Here is a 20,031-nt window from a genome sequence, read left to right on the forward strand (position 1 = left end):
GCTGGGAGGTGTTCGCCTTTCCAGGTGCAGCGCCTGCGAAATCGAGCGCCGCCCGCGCGGCGCATCGCGAGCTACGCTCGCTCCTACATCTTTCGTACGAGCATGGGGTGTTAAAGCAGCCTGTCCGCCCGCAGAAGCGTCTCCAGGCAATGCTCCTGCACGCCGTAGAATGCCTTGAGCTGGGCAATCTTCTCCAACAGCGCACCGTTGCCCACGGGCTGCCGCCGTTTCACCGCAAGAATCATCTTGTTCTTGTTGGTGTGCTCCAGCGAGATGAACTCGAACACCTTGGTCTCGTAACCACAGGCCTCCAGGTACAGCGCGCGCAGGCTGTCGGTGAGCATCTCGGCCTGCTGGCCCAGGTGCAGGCCGTATTGCAACATGGGTTGCAGCAGCCCCGGGCTTTGCAGTTGCGGGCGCACCTGCTTGTGGCAGCACGGGGAGCACATGATGATCGCGGCGTTGCAACGGATACCTGTGTGGATGGCATAGTCCGTAGCGATATCGCAGGCATGCAGGGCGATCATCACCTCGATGGCTTCGGGCACCACGCTGCGCACATCGCCACACTGGAACTCCAGGCCCGGGTGCTCCAGGCGGCCAGCGGCGGCGTTGCACAGCTCGACCATGTCCTGGCGCAGTTCCACCCCGGTCACCTTTGCCTCACGGGCCAGGGTATTGCGCAGGTAATCGTGCATGGCAAAGGTCAGGTAGCCCTTGCCAGAACCAAAGTCTGCCACCCGCAAGGTCTGCCCGGCCGGTACCGGGGCGCTGGCCAGGGCGTGGTCGAACACCTCGATGAACTTGTTGATCTGCTTCCACTTGCGCGACATCGACGGGATGAGCGCGCCATGGGCGTCGGTAACCCCCAGGTCGCGCAGGAACGGCCGGGACAGCGTCAGGTAACGCTTCTTCTCCCGGTCATGGCCGTTATCCACCACCGCTTCTCGCGGAGCCTGCGCGCCGTGACGCTGCAGCATGGGCTTGCCTTTCTTGCTGAAGGCAAGCTGCACCTCCCCCTCGGCATCGAACAGGTGCGCATTGCGAAAACTGCCCGGCAGCAGCTCGGCCACCAACGCCAGCGCCTGCTCTGAGGGCAGGTTGCGGGTGATGTCGCGGGTCTGGTGGCGATAGACCAGCGACAGGCACGGCTGGCCCTTCACAGACAGCGGCTTGGCAATGATGCGTTGCAAGGTCGGGTCGGCACCCACAGGGCGCGCCAGCACCAGCTTTACCAGCGTGTTGCCCTGCAGGGCAGTGCCGAGCAGGTCGAGAAACTGGACGCGCGCATCCGGCGTGGAGGGACTGGCAGACATGGGAAAACGGTGCCTCGAATAGCGGGGAGCGCATTCTACACCTTGTCGCCTTCGCCCGCTGGCGCGCTAGTCGAGGATCACCAGCCGGTTGGGCAACTGGTTGCGGGCATGGGTAGGCGGCACATGCTGGCCCAGCAGTTCTGCACACGCATCGATGCATTCGACAAAACCCTGCAGGGTCTGGCCACCGCGTACCTGCTCGGCCAGGCGAGCGACGAGGGCCCCGCGGGCTGCACCGTCGAGAAAGCACGCGACGCCGTGGTCGGCCAGGATCTCGGCATGTTGCTCCGCCTCGCTGACGAAGATCAGCACGCCGGTGGCGCCTACCGTGCGTTGCAGGTTGAGCACGCGAAATTGCTGCCGGGCCAGCCGCGAAGCACGCAAGCGCCGCAATACCCGCGGCGTCAGCCGGCTGGCAACGTGCGGGCTGCGCAGCAGCAGGCACAACACGATGAACAGCAGGGCGTTGGCGACGATCAGGCCGCGCACGCTGGGCCAGCCCAGCAGCCAATGCAGCATGCCAGGCACCGCCAGCGCCAACAGGGCTGCCCAGAACAGCGGCAGGTAGGCATAGTCATCGGCGCGCCGGGCCAGCACCGTGACCAGCTCGGCGTCGGTGCGCTGCTCGGCACGGGCAATGGCTTCGGCGATCTGGCGCTGATGGTACAGGTCGAGAGGGGTCATGCCGTCGTTCTCTTGAGCGTTCTTATAGTTGTTGTCCCGGCTTGCGGGGCTTCGTCCGCGGGCGAGATATTCAGGCATAATCCGCCGCTGGAAGAGATGCCTGCAAATCGTACAACAATAGCCGCCCGAAAACTTCGGCCGCGCACGTATCACGCTGGATACGGCACAGGCCCTCAACGGAATTCATTGATGAAACTGTCTTTGCTGGGCCTGGCCATGGGCCTTGCCAGCCAGGCGGCACTTGCCGCCACACCCGCGCCGCCCCTTGAAGACAAACGGGCGTTCATCGATCACCTGGTCAGCCAGATGACCGAGGCCGAGAAGATCGGCCAGATGCGCCTGATCAGCATCAGCCCGGAAATGCCCCGCGAGAAGATCCGCGAAGAAATCGCCGCCGGCCGCATCGGTGGCACCTTCAACTCACGCACGGCCCCGGAAAACCGCCCGATGCAGGACGCGGCCATGCGCAGCCGGCTGAAGATCCCGATGTTCTTCGCCTATGACACCATCCACGGCGAGCGCACCATCTTCCCTATCGGCCTGGGTATGGCTGCCACCTGGGACATGGACGCCGTCGCCAAGGTTGGCCGCACGGCCGCCATCGAAGCGGCGGCCGATGCGCTGGACATGACCTTCGCGCCGATGGTCGACATCGCCCGTGACCCACGCTGGGGCCGCACCAGCGAAGGCTTCGGCGAAGACACCTACCTGACCTCGAAAATCGGCCAGGTGATGGTGCGCGCATTCCAGGGCAGCAGCCCGGCCAACCCCGACAGCATCATGGCCATCGTCAAGCACTTCGCCCTGTACGGCGCCGTGGAAGGCGGGCGCGACTACAACACAGTCGATATGAGCTTGCCCAAAATGTACAACGACTACCTGCCGCCCTACCGCGCCGCGCTGGATGCCGGGGCTGGCGGCGTCATGGTGGCGCTGAACTCGATCAACGGCGTGCCGGCCACCTCCAACACCTGGCTGATGAACGATGTGCTGCGCAAGGAGTGGGGCTTCAAAGGTGTCACCATCAGCGACCATGGGGCCATCCAGGAGCTGATCCGCCACGGTGTCGCCCGCGATGGCCGTGAAGCCGCCAAGCTGGCGATCAAGGCCGGTATCGACATGAGCATGAACGACACCCTGTACGGCCAGGAACTGCCAGGTTTGCTGAAAACCGGCGAGGTCAGCCAGGGCGAGCTGGACCAGGCCGTGCGTGAAGTGCTCGGTGCCAAGTACGACATGGGCCTGTTCAAGGACCCGTACGTGCGTATCGGCAACGCTGAAACCGACCTCAAGGACTACTACGGCAACGACCGCCTGCACCGCGAGGCCGCACGGGACGTGGCGCGGCGCAGCCTGGTGCTGCTGGAAAACCGTAACCAGGCGCTGCCGCTTAAAAAAGCCGGCACCATCGCCTTGGTCGGCCCACTGGCCGACGCCCCCATTGACATGATGGGCAGTTGGGCTGCCGATGGCAGGCCTGAACATTCGGTCACCGTGCGCGAAGGCCTGCGCCGGGCCGTGGAGGGCAAGGCCAAGCTGGTCTACGCCAAGGGCGCCAATGTGACCGGTGACAAGGCGATTCTCGACTACCTGAATTTCCTGAACTTCGATGCCCCGGAAATCGTCGACGACCCACGGCCACCTGCGGTGCTGATCGACGAAGCGGTCAAGGCGGCCGAGCAGTCGGACGTGGTGGTGGCGGTGGTCGGCGAATCGCGTGGTATGTCCCACGAGTCGTCCAGCCGCACCACCCTCGAGATCCCGGCCAGCCAGCGAGAACTGATCAAGGCGTTGAAGGCTACCGGTAAACCGCTGGTACTGGTGCTGATGAACGGCCGCCCGCTGTCCATCGGCTGGGAGCGCGAGCAGGCTGACGCCATTCTGGAAACCTGGTTTGCCGGCACCGAAGGGGGTAACGCCATCGCCGATGTGCTGTTCGGTGACTACAACCCGTCCGGCAGGCTCCCCATCACCTTCCCGCGGTCTGTCGGGCAGATCCCCATGTACTACAACCACACCCGTATCGGCCGGCCGTTCACGCCGGGCAAGCCGGGCAACTACACCTCGCAGTACTTCGAGGAACCCAATGGCCCGCTTTACCCATTCGGTTACGGCTTGAGCTACACCCGGTTCGAACTGTCGGGGCTTGACCTTTCGCACAAGCAGTTCAAGCGCGGCGATACCCTGCAGGCCAAGGTGACGGTGAAAAACACCGGCAAGGTTGCCGGCGAGACCGTGGTGCAGCTGTACCTGCAGGATGTAACCGCGTCGATGAGCCGGCCAGTCAAAGAGCTGAAGCATTTCCAGAAGGTGATGCTGCAGCCCGGCGAATCGCGGCAGTTGACCTTCGCCATCAGCGAAGACGACCTGAAGTTCTATAATGGCCAACTGCAGCGGGTTGCCGAGCCGGGTGAGTTCAACGTGCAGGTAGGGCTGGACGCCGAGGCGGTGCAGCAACAGGACTTCGAGTTGCTTTGACTGAGTAGGCCGCCCCGATAGCCAACCACCGGACCTGACCCGATGCCCTTCACCTTCCGCGCCCTGCGTTTGGGGCTGATCACCTTGCTGATCGTGCTGGGCACCGTGCTGAGCGCGGGCTGGGCCATGCACCACGCCAAGCGTCAGGCCATGGAGGCCGACGCCCGGCTTGCCAGCCAGCAGTTGGGCCTGTACGCCAATACCCTGCACACCCTGATCGACCGTTACAGGGCGCTGCCTGCGGTGCTGGCACTGGACCCGGAACTGATCGCCGCCTTGCGCGGCCCTGTCGACGACCAGGTGCAAAATGCCCTGAACCGGAAGCTTGAAAGGATCAACGGCGCGGCCAACTCGTCCACCCTCGAATTGCTCGACCGCACCGGGTTGGCCATCGCCGCTAGCAACTGGCGGCTACCCACCAGCTACGTGGGCTCCAACTATGGCTTCAGGCCCTATTTCACCCAGACCCGCAACCAGGGTAACGGTCGCTTCTACGCGGTGGGTGTGACCAGTGGCGTACCGGGGTATTTTCTGTCGAGCGCGGTGCTCGACGAACAGGGCCGCTTTCTCGGCGCCATGGTTGTAAAACTGGAGTTTCCAGAGCTTGAGCGTGAGTGGCGCCAAGGCAGCGACATTCTGTTGGTCAGCGATGCCCGCGGCATCACCTTCATTGCCAACCAGGACGGCTGGCGCTACCGGGAACTGCAGCCGCTGACCGGCGCCGACCGTGCCGAACTGGCTGAAACCCGTCAGTACGACAAGCAACCCCTTGTGCCCCTGCCCCATCAGGTGCTCACCCGGTTTGCCGCCAACAGCACCCTCAGCCGCGTGCAAGGCCCCCAGGGCAGCGCCGATTACCTGTGGGAAACCCTGCCGCTGGAGAGCGAACGCTGGGCCCTGCACCTGCTGCGCAAGCCCCAGGTAGGCCCGGATGCCCGCAATGCGGCACTGGGCGCCGCTGCCGTGTGGCTCAGCCTGGTGTTCGCGGCGCTGTTCGTCAGCCAGCGCCTGCGTATTGCCCGCCTGCGCCAGCGCAGCCGCGCCGAGCTTGAGCGCCAGGTCGAGGAGCGCACCCGGGAGCTGCGCACCGCCCAGGAAGGGCTGGTACAAACGGCAAAACTGGCGGCACTGGGGCAGATGTCTGCGGCCATGGCCCATGAGATCAACCAGCCGCTGACGACCCAGCGCATGCAACTGGAAACCCTGCGCCTGCTGCTGGACCATGGGCGCTACGATGAAGCGCGCCAGGCCCTCGAACCCCTGGAGCAGATGCTGACCCGCATGGCGTCCCTCACCAGCCACCTGAAAACATTCGCCCGCAACAGCCCGGGTGGCCTGCGCGAGCGGCTGGACCTGGCCACCGTGGTCGACCAGGCCCTGCACCTGCTGGAAACCCGCATCCACAGTGAAGGCATCCAGCTGGCCCTGTACCTGGCGCGCCCGGCCTGGGTGCGGGGCGATGCCATCCGCCTGGAACAGGTGTTGATCAACCTGTTGCGCAACGCCCTGGACGCCATGGCCAACAAGGGCTACCGCCGCCTTGAAATCCGCATAGAACCGCAGGCCGGGCTGTGGCGCCTGAGTATTCTGGACTCGGGCGGTGGTATCGCCGAGGCCGACCTGGCCAGAATCTTTGAGCCGTTCTTCACCACCAAACCCGTAGGCGAAGGCCTGGGGCTTGGCCTGGCGATATCCTATGGCATCGTGCATGACGCAGGTGGCCGGCTACAGGCCGAAAACGTGCCCGGCGGCGCTTGCCTTAGCCTCACCCTGCCCCGTGACCTGGAGCCCGCATGATGAATTCAGTGATCGTCATCGACGATGAGGCCAGCATCCGTAGCGCTGTGGAGCAGTGGCTGAGCCTGTCCGGTTTCAATGTGCAGCTGTTCGCCCGTGCCGACGAGTGCCTGGCGCAGCTGCCAGCGCACTTCCCCGGGGTGGTCATCAGCGACGTCCGCATGCCGGGCATGGATGGCCTGCAGTTGCTGGAACGCCTGCAGGCAGCCGACCCCGACCTGCCTGTGATCCTGCTGACCGGCCATGGCGATGTGCCAATGGCCGTGGACGCCATGCGCAGCGGTGCTTATGACTTCCTGGAAAAGCCATTCACCCCGCAACACCTGCTGGGCAGCCTGCGCCGCGCCCTGGAGAAACGCCAGCTGGTACTGGAAAACCGCCGCCTGCACGAACAGGCCGACCTCAAGACCCGGCTGGAGGCGAGCTTGATTGGCATGGCTCAAAGCACGCAGTTGCTGCGCCGCCAGTTGCTCGACCTGGCAGGCCTGCCCGTCAATGTGCTGATCCGTGGCGAGACGGGCAGCGGCAAAGAGCGGGTGGCGCGCTGCCTGCATGACTTTGGTCCACGGGCCGACAAGCCTTTTGTGGCACTCAACTGCGCGGCCATTCCGGAAGCGTTGTTCGAGGCTGAGCTGTTCGGCCATGAAAGCGGTGCCTTCACGGGCGCCCAGGGCAAGCGCATTGGCAAGCTGGAGTACGCCAGCGGCGGCACGGTGTTTCTCGACGAGATCGAAAGCATGCCGCTGGCGCAGCAGGCCAAGCTGCTGCGGGTGATACAAGAGCAGAAAATCGAACGCCTGGGCGCCAACCAGAGCATCAGCGTGGACCTGCGCATCATCGCGGCCACCAAACCCGACCTGCTCGAAGAGGCACGGGCAGGGCGCTTTCGCGAAGACCTTGCCTACCGGCTGAATGTTGCCGAGTTGCGCCTGGCGCCTTTGCGCGAACGGCGGGAAGACATCGCCGTGCTGTTCGAACACTTTGCCACCGCCGCTGCCAACAAGCTGGGCCGCAATGCCGCGCCCCTGTCTGGTGCACAGTTGGCCCAATTGCTCACCCATGACTGGCCGGGCAACGTGCGCGAACTGGCCAACGCGGCAGAGCGTCATGCGCTAGGGCTTGGCTCACCCACCCTTGACCCTGTGCCGGCAGGTCAATCCCTGAGCGAGCGCATGGAAGCCTACGAAGCGCAGTGCCTGCGCGCAGCGCTGCGCCAGCATGGGGGCGAGATCAAGGCTGTGATGGACGACCTGCAGCTTCCCAGGCGCACCCTCAACGAAAAGATGCAGCGCCACGGCTTGTTACGAGAAGATTTCTTGTCGAGCCAATAAGCGGAAATCCGCCTACTTGGCCAGCCCCATGAGCGGATTTTTGCTTGTCTAAGGCGCAGGCCCGCCCACTTCTGGCCGTTGGCCTGCGCCACCGACCACACCCCGGGCGCAGTGCTGGTAAGGGCTACCGCCCCTCAAATGCCCAAAGACGGGTCACAGCGCCCCCGTTTGGCACACCTTCTGCAATCACCTGTGCCAGCTGCGCCCAGGCGCGCTCCACAAAAACAACGAGAAGGTATCCCTGATGGATAACGCCACCTCCCTGCCAGCCGGGGCGGCCAACGCGCCGGCCGCAGAAAAAACCACCGCCAGCCGCCTCAAATCGATCTTCAGCGGTTCCATCGGCAACATGGTCGAATGGTATGACTGGTACGTCTACGCAGCATTCTCGCTGTACTTCGCCAAGGCATTCTTCCCGGCGGGCGACTCCACCGCACAATTGCTCAACACCGCGGCGATCTTCGCCGTAGGTTTCCTGATGCGCCCCATCGGTGGCTGGTTGATGGGCCTGTACGCCGACCGCAAGGGCCGCAAGGCGGCGCTGATGGCGTCGGTACTGCTGATGTGCGCCGGCTCGCTGGTCATCGCCCTTACCCCCGGTTACGAAACCATAGGCGTTGCTGCCCCCGTTCTGCTGGTGATTGCGCGCCTGATGCAGGGCTTGTCGGTGGGTGGCGAATACGGCACCTCGGCCACCTACCTCAGTGAAATGGCCAGCAAGGACCGCCGTGGCTTCTTCTCGAGCTTCCAGTACGTCACGCTGATCTCCGGCCAGCTCATCGCCCTGGCAGTGCTGATCATCCTGCAACAGACCCTGACCACCGAGCAGCTGTATGCCTGGGGCTGGCGCGTACCGTTCGTGATCGGTGCCCTGTGCGCCGTGGTTGCCTTGTACCTGCGTCGCGGTATGGAAGAAACCGCCTCTTTCACCAAGAAGGAAAAGGCCAAGGAAAGCCTGATGCGCACCCTGATGCGCCACCCCAAGGAACTGCTGACCGTGGTCGGCCTGACCATGGGCGGCACCCTGGCGTTCTACACCTACACCACCTACATGCAGAAGTACCTGGTGAATACGGTGGGCATGAGCATCAGTGACTCCACCACCATCTCGGCCGCCACGCTGTTCCTGTTCATGTGCCTGCAACCGGTGATTGGCGGGTTGTCCGACAAGATCGGCCGCCGCCCGATCCTGATTGCCTTCGGCGTACTGGGCACGCTGTTCACCGTACCGATCCTCAGCACCCTGCACACCATCCAGACCTGGTGGGGCGCGTTCTTCCTGATCATGGCGGCGCTGATCATCGTCAGCGGCTACACCTCGATCAACGCGGTGGTAAAAGCCGAACTGTTCCCCACCGAAATCCGCGCCCTGGGTGTAGGCCTGCCCTACGCCCTGACGGTGTCGATCTTTGGTGGGACCGCTGAATACGTGGCGCTGTGGTTCAAGAGCGCGGGTATGGAGAGCGGGTTCTACTGGTACGTCACAGGGTGCATCGCCTGCTCCCTGCTGGTGTACGCCACCATGAAAGACACCAAGCAGCACTCCCGGATCACCACCGACTGATCGCTGCCGGTAACAACGAAAAAGGGCGCTCCAGTGATGGAGCGCCTTTTTTCGTTGTGCCTACCCCTTAATACTCGATTAATTCCACAGCCAGATACTGCCCAGGCTGAATAATCATTTGCCCCAGCACCTTGAGAACCGCCGCCGCTCACGCGAAGGCAGGCATTTGAGTACGCCAATATATCTAATAATACGATTATTTAGCGCAATATTATGCGCTTAACAATCAATATTGTAGGCGTAAAATACGATACATACCTACACAGTCATCCATCCCTTGGAGTAACCCTTATGAAAATCCACACCCTTCTTGCCCTCGTCCTGTCGTTGTTTGCTGCTGGCGCTTATGCCGAAGACGGTTTCGACCGGACCAAGGCGCACGGTTTTGCAGCGCCTCACGCACAGGCGTCCGGCTACGCAGAAGACGGCTTTGACCGCACCGGAGCCCAGCGCTTCGCGGAAGATGGCTTCGATCGCACCCATGGCCATCGCATCAGCTGACCCTACAGCGCTGCCTGATGATTTGCAGGCGGCCGCAGCCTTGGCACACTAGGGGCCCGTCAACCCAGGAGGTGGGCCGGCAAGCCCAGCACCGATGTACTACTACGAACCCGCACAAGGCCACGGCCTGCCGCATGACCCCTTCAACGCCATCGTTGGCCCCCGCCCGATCGGCTGGATCTCCTCCCAGGACCGCCAGGGCCGCCTGAACCTGGCGCCCTACAGCTTCTTCAACGCCTTCAACTACATCCCGCCGATCATCGGTTTCTGTAGCGTGGGGCGCAAAGACAGCCTGAACAACATTGAGCAGACTGGGGAGTTTGTCTGGAACCTGGCAACCCGGCCGTTGGCCGAGCAGATGAACCAGAGCTGTGCGGCAGTACTGCCGGAAGTGAACGAGTTCGAACTGAGCGGGCTCACGGCCGCCCCGTCGCGCATCGTCAAGGTGCCGCGGGTAGGCGAAACGCCGGTGGCCTTCGAGTGCAAGGTAACCCAGATCGTGCAACTGCAGCGTGCTGACCAGCAGCCGGTGCCCAGCTGGCTGATCCTGGGCGAGGTGGTGGCCGTGCATATTGCCGAGCACCTGCTCAAGGACGGCATCTACGACACCGCTGCCGCCGAACCCATCCTGCGTGGCGGCGGCCCGGCGGACTATTTCGAACTGGGCAACCTGTTCAAGATGGTCAGGCCGCAGGCCTGATCACCAGATCAGCTCGCCTGCTCCGCTCACACCTCGCAGGCGCTGCAACTCGGCCGTGGCCGCTTCATCGGCAGCCACGGCGCCCTTGAATACCTGCCCCTCCAGCACCTTGTGGAAGCGCGGTGCGCCGCCCATGCCCAGCGCCTTCACCGCGATGGCCGCGTGGTAGCCCCCGCCGTCCACCGGCACCATCGCCGAAACCGCCTCGAACTGTGCAAACTCCCTACGTGCCATAGTGCTTTCCGCGTGGTTGAAAGAGCCGTCATGTTACGCCAAGCAGCCCGGCAACGCGGCTGTCGCGTGCCACCGGTCAGCCAAAGGTGTGCAGGTCGAGGCTGCTGACCACTTCGGCCTGCACCAGCTCACCGAACACCTGCAGGGTAGGCGAGGCGAAGTAGCCGTTCATCGCCTGCTGGTCCTGCCAGCTGCCGCTGAGCAACCACAGGTCGGCATCGGCCTGGGAGCGCTGCACGGTAAAGCTTAGGCAACCCGGGGCGCCCAGTGAAGGTTCGAGCAAGTCACGCAAGCGGGCGCCCAGCTCGGCCGAGCGGCCGTTACTGGCGCGGATGAAAGCAAGGTGGGTGACCGGTTGTTTGAGCGTCATTGCACCATCTCCCTGAAGCGGCGGTCGGGTAAGCCAGGCTGGCAAGGTTAGAGCGCCACCGGCCGTTCACGTTAGGCCAATACTGCACGCCGATTGCCTGATCCTGCCGCGCTGCAGGATCAGGCAATCGGCGTGCAGTATTCGACTAGCTTCATGTGTTGCCCAAACCTATGCTGCGTCGGTCAGCAGAGGAATGCCACCATGACCACCGCCCCGCCCCTAGACCCGCATCTGGAAACCCATCGCCAGGAGCTGGCCGCGCTGATCGGCCGCCATGCCGGCGATCCCCACGGGCCCGCCTCGGCCATCGACAACCTGTACCTGGTGCGCTACACCGAGAACGTCCGCTCGGTGCCCACGCTGGCCCAACCTGCGCTGTGCATCCTGGCGCAAGGCAGCAAAAGCCTGTTTCTGGGCGACGAGCAATATGCCTACGACCCGCTGCACTACATGGTGGTGTCGGTGACCTTGCCGCTCAGTGCGGTAAAGCTCGATGCCAGCCCGCAGAACCCCAGCCTGGGCCTGCGCATGGACCTGGACCCTGCCGAGATCAGCCAGCTGATCGCCGAAAGCGGGCCGATGCTGGTGCCTAACCGGCCCTCGGGGCGGGGTTTGTATGTGGAAAAGACCGACGCTGCATTGCTCGATGCCTTGTTGCGGCTGATCCGCCTGCTGGACAGCCCACGGGATATCGGCATGCTGGCGCCGCTGTTTCGCCGGGAAATCCTGTACCGTTTACTGCGCGGGCCCCAAGGCTATCGGCTGTACGAAATCGCCCTGGCCAACAGCCAGACCCACCGGGTGTGCCAGGCAATCAGCTGGCTCAATGAAAACTTCCAGCTGCCGCTGCGCATCGAGGACCTGGCCCGCGAGGTCAACCTCAGCATCTCCACCTTGCACCACCGCTTCAAGGCAGTGACCTCCATGAGCCCGCTGCAGTACCAGAAGCAGCTGCGCCTGCAGGAGGCCCGCAGGCTCATGCTCAATGACGGGCTGGAAGCCGCCGTGGCGGCCTATCGGGTGGGTTATGAAAGCCCCTCGCAGTTCAGCCGCGAATACAGCCGGTTGTATGGCGCGCCACCGATCCGCGACGTGGCACGCCTGCGCTCCAGTGCCGGCTAGGCCGGCCTTCAGCCTGGCACAGCCTGCTGCCACTGCTGCTGGTCGATGTGCAGCAGCGTCGGGCCGCTGCGTCTGGCCGCCTGGGCCAGCGCTGTGTGCAATTGCGACACATCGGCCACGTGTTCAGCCGCCGCCCCCAGCGCCTGTGCCACGGCGACGAAGTCGGGGGTATGAATGTCTACCCCGACCGGCTCGATGGCCCGGTTGACCATGTACTTCTTGATCTCTTCATAGCCCTGGTTATTCCACAACAGCACGATCAGCGGCACCTGTGCCTGCACCGCACTGGCCAGCTCCGGCAAGGTGAACTGCAACCCGCCGTCGCCAATCAGGCACACCGCTGGCGCGCGGTCTTGGCTTTTGACCGCACTACCCAGCCACGCCCCCATCGCGGCAGGCAGTGCATAACCCAGGGTGCCGTAGCCGGTCGATGCATTGAACCAGCGCCGTGGTCGGTCCATGTCCAAGGTGAAATTGCCGGTGTACACCGGCTGGGTCGAATCGCCCACCAGAATGGCGTCCGGCAAGCTTTGCAGCGTGGCTGTCAGCAAGCGCGTCTGGCTCAAGGTAGCCTGGTCCCATTGCCGAGCCACGGCCATGCGCAGTGCTGCCACCCGGCCAGCACCCCACCCCGCCTGGTACACCGGCTGCCGGCCACGCAGGGCAGCGATCAGCCCCTCCAGGGCCAACCTGGCGTCTGCCACCAGGGCAAGCGCTGGCATGTAGTTACGCACGGTCTGATCAGGGTCGATATCAATGCGCAGCAGACTGCCTGGGATTTCGAAGCCTCCCTGGAAGGTCACGTCGTAATCGGTTTCGCCAAGCTCGGTGCCAATGGCAAGCACTACATCGGCCTCCGCCACCAGTGCACGGGTGGCCTGCAGCGACTGTGTCGAACCGATCAGCAGCGGGTGGGCCGCAGGCAACAGGCCCTTGGCGTTGATGGTCAAGGCCACGGGCGCCTGCAAATGCTCGGCCAACCGCACCAGCGCCTCACTGGCCGCCAGGGCACCGCCCCCTACCAGCAGCAGCGGCCGCTTGGCCACTGCCAGGCGCTCGGCCATCTGGTGCAAGGGCTGTAGCGCGGGGCCCGCCCTGTGGGTACGCACCGGCCTTGCCGGCAGCAAGTGGTCGGCAGGCTCGACCAGCACGTCCAAGGGGATCTCGATGTGAACAGGGCGTGGCCGCGCGCCCTCGAACACCGCAAACGCCCGCGCCAGCACCGCGGGCAGCTCGCCCGCACTCATCAAGGTGTGGGAAAACGCAGCCACGCCCGCGACCAGTGCGCCCTGATCGGGCAACTCGTGCAGCTTGCCACGGCCACCGCCCAGTTGGTTGCGGGCCTGCACACTGGAAATGACCAGCATCGGGATGGAGTCCGCATAGGCCTGGCCCATGGCCGTGATGATATTGGTCATGCCTGGCCCGGTGATGATGAAACACACCCCAGGTTGTCCCCGGGTACGTGCATACCCGTCGGCCATGAAGCCTGCGCCTTGCTCATGGCGTGGCGTAATGTGCGTGATGGCAGCACCCGCCAGGCCACGGTACAGCTCGACGGTATGCACACCGGGAATGCCAAAAACATGATCCACGCCATAAGCTTCGAGCCACTTCACCAACACTTCGCCACAAGTTGCCATGCGCTTCCACCCTGTTCTTGCTTCGGACAAGGGCTTATTGGACGCAACGATGGCCTACCCGCACAATGCAAAAATACACATACTTGCCATGTCCTGAAATCATGGCTGCTACCAATGAATCGCTTACCTCCCCTGCCTGCACTGCACACGTTTCTGGTCACCGCCCAGCACTGCAATTTCACCCGCGCTGGCCAGCAGCTGCATATCACCCAAGGGGCTGTGAGCCGCCAGATCGCGGCCCTGGAAGCACACCTGGGTTACCCGCTGTTCCAGCGCCAGGCCAGAGGCCTGAGCCTGACCCGCGAAGGCCTCGACTGGCTGCCTCGGGTACAGCAGGTGTTTACCCTCATCGAGCAGGGTGTACGTGAGGTGGCTGGGCACAGCAGCACCCTGCAACTCAAGGCGCCGACCTGTGTGATGCGCTGGCTGCTGCCGCGCCTGATGCAATGGCAGGCCCTGCGCCCGGAGGTGCCGGTGGAACTGACCACCACCGTGCAGCATGGCGTGGACCTGCACCGGGAAGGCTTCGATGCCGCAGTGGTCTATGGCGCTGCACCGCCCCAGGGGCTGCGGGCGTACAAGCTGTTCGATGAGCAACTCACCCCGGTCTGCGCGCCGTCGCTACGCGAAGGCCTACCCCTTTTGTTGCAGCCCCAGGACCTGGGCGAGCACATGCTGCTGCATCCGTCGCGGGACGAGCGGGACTGGCATGCCTGGCTGCAGGCCGCCGGGGTGACCCTGAGCGGTCGAGGGCACAAACAGCATTTCGAGACGCTGGACATGGCCATGGCCATGGCTACGCAAGGCACGGGCGTTGCCATCGGTGACTGGGCGCTGATCGGCGAAGACCTGCGCGCAGGGCGCCTGTGTACGCCGTTCGCCTTGAGGGTGATGACCGGCAAGGGCTATTACCTGGTCAGCCAGGCCAAGGGCCTGGCGCCTGGGTTGGTCGAGTTGCTGGCGTGGCTGCAGGCCTGTGCCAGCACTGACCCTGCGTATCAGTACCCGGCCGTGAAGCGCTGACGCGAATGCCGGGGGGTGTCCAGTTCATCGAGCAGGGCAATTGCATAATCGGCAAAGGTAATCCAGCTTTTGCCGTCGGCCCCGATCAGCAAGTGGTCTTTGCCGAGCACGTAGTGCCCGCTACGTTCGCCTTCGACGAATTCGGCCGAGGGCGACAGAAAGGTCCAGTCAAGGTCGGGTTCTTGCTGCAGCACCTCAAGAAACCGCACCCCACCAATGGCTTCGGCCTTGTAGGCTTCCGGGAAATCCGGGGTGTCGATTACCCGCTGCCCGGAAGGCAGCAGCAGGCTACCGGCGCCACCGACCACCAACAGCCGCTTCACACCTGCGCGCTTGACCGGCTGAATGATGGCCTCGGGTTCGATACTGGCAAAGTGTGCAGCGCTGAGCACCGCGTCCACGCCCGTCAGCGCTGCCTGCAACGCGGCACTGTCGTTCACGTCCAGCGGCTGCACCTTGACCCCTTCACGGCCCTGCAAGGCCGATGGGTTTCGCGCGATGGCCAACACACTGTGGCCACGGCGCAAGGCTTCCGCCACTAACTGGCTGCCGGCACGGCCAGTCGCACCGATGATTGCTATGTTGCTCATGGGTCATGCTCCTTCAGTAAGTTCGGGTTACCACGTCATCTCGCCTTTGGCGACCTTGGCACTGAGCGCCAGCGAATTCTCGTCGGCCAGCCCCGGGTAACGCTGTTTCATGGCGTCGATCAGTTGCGCAGCATCGTGGGCCTTGGCCGTTTCGGCATCGAAGTCACGTATGTAGCCTGCCGTGAAACGCACAGCTGCCAGTGACCGGCTGCCGGTGCCCAGGTAGTGGCCGGGCACAACCGTTTCGGGCGCCAGCGCCTCGATAGCGGCCAGGGTCGCCAGCCAGGCCTGGTGGGACTGCGCCGATTGGGTATCAGCCATCCACACATGGATGTTTTCAGACACCACCACCCCGCCCACCACGGCCTTGATCGAAGGTATCCAGACGTAACTGCGGTCCGGTTGCGGCCCGCCCAGGCCGCGCACCTCCAGGGCCTGGCCTTCCAGCATCAGGCGATCACCTGCCAGCACCTGCGGCACGATCAGCTTTGCAGGTTTGTCCGCGCCCATTTGTGGCCCCCAGTAGGCCAGCTTGGCAGCCATGGTCTGGCGGATATGCGCCACGGTCGGCGCCGATGCCAGCACCTTGGCCTGCGGGAAGGCCCGGGTCAGCGTGTCGAGGCCAAAGTAGTAGTCGGGGTCGCCATGGCTGATGTAGATGGCGGTCAGGCGCTTGCCACTTGTGCGCAGGCGCTGCACCAGTTGCTCGGCCTGGGCCTTGCCGAACTGGGCGTCCACCAGCACGGCATCGTGCTCGCCGCTGACGATAACCGAACTCACCGGGAAGATGGCCTGCTCGCCGGGGTTGTAGACGTCCACCTGCAAAGGGGCTGCAGCCAGTGCCTGCCCGGCCAGCGCCAGGCAGGCCACAAGCATCACGCGCAAGGGGTTGAGAAGGGGCATCGGGGAAACCTTTCAGATTGGCAATGCCCAACAGCATAGTTGCCGTAACCAGTACAAAAAATGCGATCCTGCGACATAGTTTGTTTCTGGAATCGAGCAAATCATGGACCGCCTTACCGCAATGCGCGTTTTCGTCACCGTGGTCGACCTGGGTAGCCAATCAGCGGCGGCCGATCATCTGCAACTGTCGCGGCCGGTAGTGTCACGCTACCTGGCAGAGCTGGAAGCCTGGGTGGGCGCGCGGCTCATGCAGCGCACCACGCGCAAGCTGAGCCTTACCGCCGCCGGCGAGGAGGTGCTGCCACGCTGCCGGCAGATGCTGGCCATGGCCACAGACCTGCAAAGCGCCGTGCAGCAGCCCGATGACGCGCCACGCGGTGCGCTGCGCATCAGCGTGAGCACCTCGTTTGGCCAGGCTCAGCTGGCCGATGCAGTGGCCGATTACGTGCGCCGCTACCCAGGGGTGAACGTGGAGTTGCAGATGCTCGACCGCACCGTCAACCTGGTGGACGAACGCATCGACCTGGCGATACGCACCAGCAATGATCTGGACCCCAACCTGATTGCCCGCAGGCTCAGCGTGTGCCGGTCGGTGATCTGCGCCGCACCGTCCTACCTCAGTGAGCACGGCGCGCCCCAGCGCGTCGAAGACCTTACCCGCCACAACTGCCTAACCCATGCCTACTTCGGCCATGGCCTGTGGCATTTCGAGGTGGGCGGGCAGCAGGTGGCCATACCCGTGTCGGGCAATATCAGCGCGAATGAGGCAATGACGCTGCAGAAGGCCACACTTGCCGGTGCAGGCATCGCCATGCTGCCCACCTATCAGGCTGCCGATGCCTTGCGCAACGGGCAGCTGATTCGCCTGGTGCCCAAGGCCAAGCCACGGGAGCTGAGCCTGAATGCGGTCTACACCTCGCGCAAGCACATGCCCGCAACGCTGCGCAGCATGCTGGATTTTCTTGCGCAGCGCTTCAAGGACGAGCCGGCGTGGGACGCAGACCTCTGACCCCGCGCCAGCGGCGCAAGGTCACTCCTCGACGCTCATGTACTCCTTGGCCCAGCGGATGTAGTCCTCAGGCTGGGTGTAGGTGTGCGAGAGCTCGGTGGCGCTGAGGTTTTCCGATTTGTTCTGCTGGCCGCGCTGCAGGCGCAGGCAGTCGTAGGTGGCCTTGATCGACGCGAAGTAGGCGGCATGGCCATCGACCACGATGCGCACGCCCAGGCGCGCCAGGCGCTCGTCATCGCGCAGGTTGGGGTTGCCGTAGGTGACCAGCATCAGCGGCACCGTCAGGTGGCTGGCAATCTGCTCCAGCTGCTCGAAGTCCTTTACCCCCACCATGCAGATGCCATCGGCACCGGCCTTCTGGTAGCTCTGGGTACGCACGATGATTTCTTCAGTGCTGAGCACCCCGGCATTGGTGCGGGCGATGATCGACAGCGACGCGTCAACGCGCGCCTCCACGGCCGCACGAATTTTGCCCACCCCTTCTTCGACCGAAATCAGGTCGGTGGATTTGCGCCCGAACTGCGCGGGCAGCAGCGTGTCCTCGATGGTGAGCGCGGCAACCCCTGCCCGCTCCAGCTCGATCACGGTACGCATCACATTCAACGCGTTGCCATAGCCGTGGTCCGCGTCGGCCAGTACCGGCAGCTGCGCCACCCGGCCAATGCGGGTGGCCTGCTCGACGAATTCGCTCAGGGTGATCAGGGCAAAGTCAGGTGCAGCCAGCACCTGCAGCGAGGCAACCGAACCACCCAGAATGCCCACCTCGAAGCCCAGGTCCGAGGCGATGCGCGCCGACATGGGGTCGAACACCGAAGCGGTGTGGTAGCAAGAACCTGAAGCGAGCAGCTCGCGGAAGGCAAAACGCAGATCTTGATGGGAAGCCTTGGGCATGATCACTCCACTATTGAAGAAATTTGAACGGTAACTACAGACCCCTGAATCGGGTTTGCCTGACCTGTATCGAACCTTGCCATCAGCGCAAGGCCATGTTCGACATGCAGGCAGAGGAATAATAGGTGCGGGAGCCAGGGACCTCGGCGATGACTTGCAATAACGCACCAAGCTGGTGCAATACGCGGCCTCTGGGGCTTCTGGCATACCAACGATATCACGCGGCCATGGTGCACTGGATGAATGCGCCAATGCCGATCTTGCATAGGCGATGCTGATAGTACATAGGAAGCTACCTAAGTCGGGTTACAATTCAGCGTCCTTCAACGCACCACTGCGTGTCGAAGCCTGCCATCGACAGACAAGGTAAATTCGTGACCGCCGCCCTCCCCCCTGCCGCTTTGCGCAACGTGCTCACCGCCCTGATGCTGGCCATTTTCCTGGGCGCACTGGACCAGACCATCGTGGCCGTGTCGCTCCCGGCCATCTCTGCCCAGTTCGACGACGTCGGCCTGCTGGCCTGGGTCATCTCGGGGTACATGGTGGCGATGACCGTCGCGGTGCCGATCTATGGCAAGCTCGGAGACCTGTACGGGCGCAGGCGCATGATCCTGACCGGCATCAGCCTGTTCACCCTGGCCTCGATCGCCTGCGCCCTGGCCCAGGACATGCAGCAACTGGTACTGGCCAGGGTACTGCAAGGGGTTGGCGCCGGCGGCATGGTGTCGGTAAGCCAGGCGATCATCGGCGATTTCGTGCCACCGCGCGAGCGTGGCCGCTACCAGGGGTATTTCAGCAGCATGTACGCGGTCGCCAGCGTCGCCGGGCCAGTGCTGGGCGGCTGGCTGACCGAATACCTGTCATGGCGCTGGGTGTTCTGGATCAACCTGCCACTGGGGGCGGTGGCGCTCTGGGCGATCCACCGGGCACTGGCTGGCATGCCGGTGCAGCACCGCCAGGCTCAGGTGGACTACCTGGGCGCCGTGCTGCTGATCCTCGGCCTGGGCAGCCTGTTGCTGGGCATAACCCTGGTCGGGCAAGGCCACGCCTGGGCCGACCCCGCCGTGCTGACACTGTTCGCCTGTGCGGTAATGGGCCTGGCCCTGTTCGTAGCCCATGAACGCCGATGCGCCGAGCCATTGCTGCCCCTGGCGCTGTTCGGCAACCGGGTGGCGGTGCTGTGCTGGGCGGTGATCTTTTTCGCCAGCTTCCAGTCCATTTCACTGACCATGCTCATGCCCCTGCGCTACCAGGGCATCACCGGCAGTGGCGCCGACAGTGCGGCCCTGCACCTGCTGCCCCTGGCCATGGGCTTGCCCATCGGTGCATTTACCGGCGGGCGCCTGACCTCCCTGACCGGGCGCTACAAGCCGCAGATTCTTGCCGGCGCACTGATGATGCCGTGCGCCATCTTCGCCATGGCGCTGACCCCACCCCAGGCGGGGCTGTTGAGTGCGCTGTTCATGCTGATCACCGGTATCGCCTGCGGGCTGCAATTTCCGACTTCGCTGGTGGGTACGCAAAGTGCGGTAGATAGTCGGGACATCGGCGTGGCAACCAGCACCACCAACCTGTTCCGCTCGCTTGGGGGCGCCATGGGTGTGGCGTGCATGTCCAGCCTGCTGCTCGCCCTGCTGCACCAGGGCGGTTTCGCACTGCTGGACAATCCGCTGCTGGGCAGCCTCAAGGCCGGTCAGGTAGACCCGCACACCCAGGCACGCTTGCTGACCACGTTCCGCCACCTGTTGATGGGCAGCGCAGTCGTCGGGCTGGTGGGGGTGCTGGTAGCGGTGGCGCTGCCGGACCGTCAATTACGCGGTCACTAGCAGCCATCACGAGAGCAGGGGGAAATATGCCCTCACAAACCTTAACAAA

Annotated in this window: 17 protein-coding genes and 1 pseudogene; 10 read left to right on the plus strand and 8 right to left on the minus strand. The window is 63.9% G+C overall.

Annotation, left to right across the window (positions count from 1 at the left end):
* Positions 1 to 110: 110 nt before the first annotated feature.
* Positions 111 to 1,316, minus strand: coding sequence for a class I SAM-dependent methyltransferase (locus IAE38_RS20945; protein ID WP_201219093.1), 1,206 nt, complete (start codon positions 1,314 to 1,316; stop codon positions 111 to 113).
* 66 nt (positions 1,317 to 1,382) lie between these two features.
* Complete coding sequence (locus IAE38_RS20950) at positions 1,383 to 2,000, minus strand: TPM domain-containing protein (protein WP_201219095.1); 618 nt, start codon at positions 1,998 to 2,000, stop codon at positions 1,383 to 1,385.
* Positions 2,001 to 2,186: 186 nt separating this feature from the next.
* On the opposite strand from IAE38_RS20950, the gene bglX reads away from it, so the two are divergent.
* From bglX to IAE38_RS20980, 6 genes and pseudogenes are all read left to right on the plus strand, one after another.
* On the plus strand, positions 2,187 to 4,478 hold the full coding sequence (gene bglX, locus IAE38_RS20955) for a beta-glucosidase BglX (protein WP_201219096.1): 2,292 nt from the start codon (positions 2,187 to 2,189) through the stop codon (positions 4,476 to 4,478).
* Between the two features lie 42 nt (positions 4,479 to 4,520).
* Entirely contained in the window at positions 4,521 to 6,275 is a 1,755-nt protein-coding gene (locus IAE38_RS20960) for an ATP-binding protein (RefSeq protein WP_201219097.1), read from the plus strand.
* Positions 6,272 to 7,606 (plus strand): sigma-54-dependent transcriptional regulator, encoded by a 1,335-nt coding sequence (locus IAE38_RS20965; RefSeq protein WP_201219098.1) that lies wholly within the window; start codon positions 6,272 to 6,274, stop codon positions 7,604 to 7,606. The genes IAE38_RS20960 and IAE38_RS20965 overlap by 4 nt, the downstream gene beginning before the upstream one ends.
* 244 nt (positions 7,607 to 7,850) lie before the next feature.
* Positions 7,851 to 9,170, plus strand: a complete 1,320-nt coding sequence (locus IAE38_RS20970) for an MFS transporter (protein WP_028635093.1) — start codon at positions 7,851 to 7,853, stop codon at positions 9,168 to 9,170.
* A 291-nt stretch (positions 9,171 to 9,461) separates the two neighbouring features.
* A pseudogene (locus IAE38_RS20975) lies at positions 9,462 to 9,668 on the plus strand (heme utilization protein); the annotation flags it as partial.
* A gap of 97 nt (positions 9,669 to 9,765) precedes the next feature.
* A complete protein-coding gene (locus tag IAE38_RS20980; RefSeq protein ID WP_201219100.1) occupies positions 9,766 to 10,371 on the plus strand; it encodes a flavin reductase family protein in 606 nt (201 codons plus the stop codon).
* Here the strand turns inward: IAE38_RS20980 and IAE38_RS20985 are convergent, their stop codons facing one another.
* Together IAE38_RS20985 and IAE38_RS20990 are read right to left on the minus strand one after the other, a co-directional pair.
* Entirely contained in the window at positions 10,372 to 10,605 is a 234-nt protein-coding gene (locus IAE38_RS20985; protein ID WP_201219101.1) for a hypothetical protein, read from the minus strand.
* A gap of 76 nt (positions 10,606 to 10,681) precedes the next feature.
* Complete coding sequence (locus IAE38_RS20990) at positions 10,682 to 10,975, minus strand: putative quinol monooxygenase (RefSeq protein WP_028635096.1); 294 nt, start codon at positions 10,973 to 10,975, stop codon at positions 10,682 to 10,684.
* A gap of 201 nt (positions 10,976 to 11,176) precedes the next feature.
* Here IAE38_RS20990 and IAE38_RS20995 point away from each other — a divergent pair, with 201 nt between their 5' ends.
* Positions 11,177 to 12,097, plus strand: a complete 921-nt coding sequence (locus tag IAE38_RS20995; RefSeq protein WP_201164048.1) for an AraC family transcriptional regulator — start codon at positions 11,177 to 11,179, stop codon at positions 12,095 to 12,097.
* 8 nt (positions 12,098 to 12,105) lie between these two features.
* On the opposite strand, the gene IAE38_RS21000 is transcribed toward IAE38_RS20995, so the two are convergent.
* The gene (locus IAE38_RS21000; protein ID WP_201164047.1) at positions 12,106 to 13,740 is read right to left on the minus strand and encodes a 5-guanidino-2-oxopentanoate decarboxylase; all 1,635 of its coding nucleotides are present in this window, start codon (positions 13,738 to 13,740) and stop codon (positions 12,106 to 12,108) included.
* A 114-nt stretch (positions 13,741 to 13,854) separates the two neighbouring features.
* On the opposite strand from IAE38_RS21000, the gene IAE38_RS21005 reads away from it, so the two are divergent.
* The gene (locus IAE38_RS21005) at positions 13,855 to 14,763 is read left to right on the plus strand and encodes a LysR substrate-binding domain-containing protein (protein ID WP_201219103.1); all 909 of its coding nucleotides are present in this window, start codon (positions 13,855 to 13,857) and stop codon (positions 14,761 to 14,763) included.
* Here IAE38_RS21005 and IAE38_RS21010 read toward each other — a convergent pair.
* Together IAE38_RS21010 and IAE38_RS21015 are read right to left on the minus strand one after the other, a co-directional pair.
* Positions 14,739 to 15,353, minus strand: a complete 615-nt coding sequence (locus IAE38_RS21010; RefSeq protein WP_201219105.1) for an NAD(P)-dependent oxidoreductase — start codon at positions 15,351 to 15,353, stop codon at positions 14,739 to 14,741. The two genes, IAE38_RS21005 and IAE38_RS21010, sit on opposite strands and share 25 nt — an antisense overlap.
* A gap of 27 nt (positions 15,354 to 15,380) precedes the next feature.
* The gene (locus IAE38_RS21015) at positions 15,381 to 16,256 is read right to left on the minus strand and encodes an MBL fold metallo-hydrolase (protein ID WP_201219107.1); all 876 of its coding nucleotides are present in this window, start codon (positions 16,254 to 16,256) and stop codon (positions 15,381 to 15,383) included.
* 103 nt (positions 16,257 to 16,359) lie between these two features.
* Between IAE38_RS21015 and IAE38_RS21020 the strand changes: the two genes are divergently transcribed.
* A complete protein-coding gene (locus IAE38_RS21020; protein WP_201164044.1) occupies positions 16,360 to 17,265 on the plus strand; it encodes a LysR family transcriptional regulator in 906 nt (301 codons plus the stop codon).
* A 21-nt stretch (positions 17,266 to 17,286) separates the two neighbouring features.
* Here the strand turns inward: IAE38_RS21020 and IAE38_RS21025 are convergent, their stop codons facing one another.
* A complete protein-coding gene (locus IAE38_RS21025; RefSeq protein WP_028635103.1) occupies positions 17,287 to 18,156 on the minus strand; it encodes an isocitrate lyase/PEP mutase family protein in 870 nt (289 codons plus the stop codon).
* 374 nt (positions 18,157 to 18,530) lie between these two features.
* On the opposite strand from IAE38_RS21025, the gene IAE38_RS21030 reads away from it, so the two are divergent.
* On the plus strand, positions 18,531 to 19,982 hold the full coding sequence (locus IAE38_RS21030; protein WP_201164043.1) for an MDR family MFS transporter: 1,452 nt from the start codon (positions 18,531 to 18,533) through the stop codon (positions 19,980 to 19,982).
* Positions 19,983 to 20,031 lie beyond the last annotated feature (49 nt).

This window comes from Pseudomonas sp. S32 (assembly GCF_016648095.1).
GTDB classification, from domain to species: domain Bacteria; phylum Pseudomonadota; class Gammaproteobacteria; order Pseudomonadales; family Pseudomonadaceae; genus Aquipseudomonas; species Aquipseudomonas parafulva.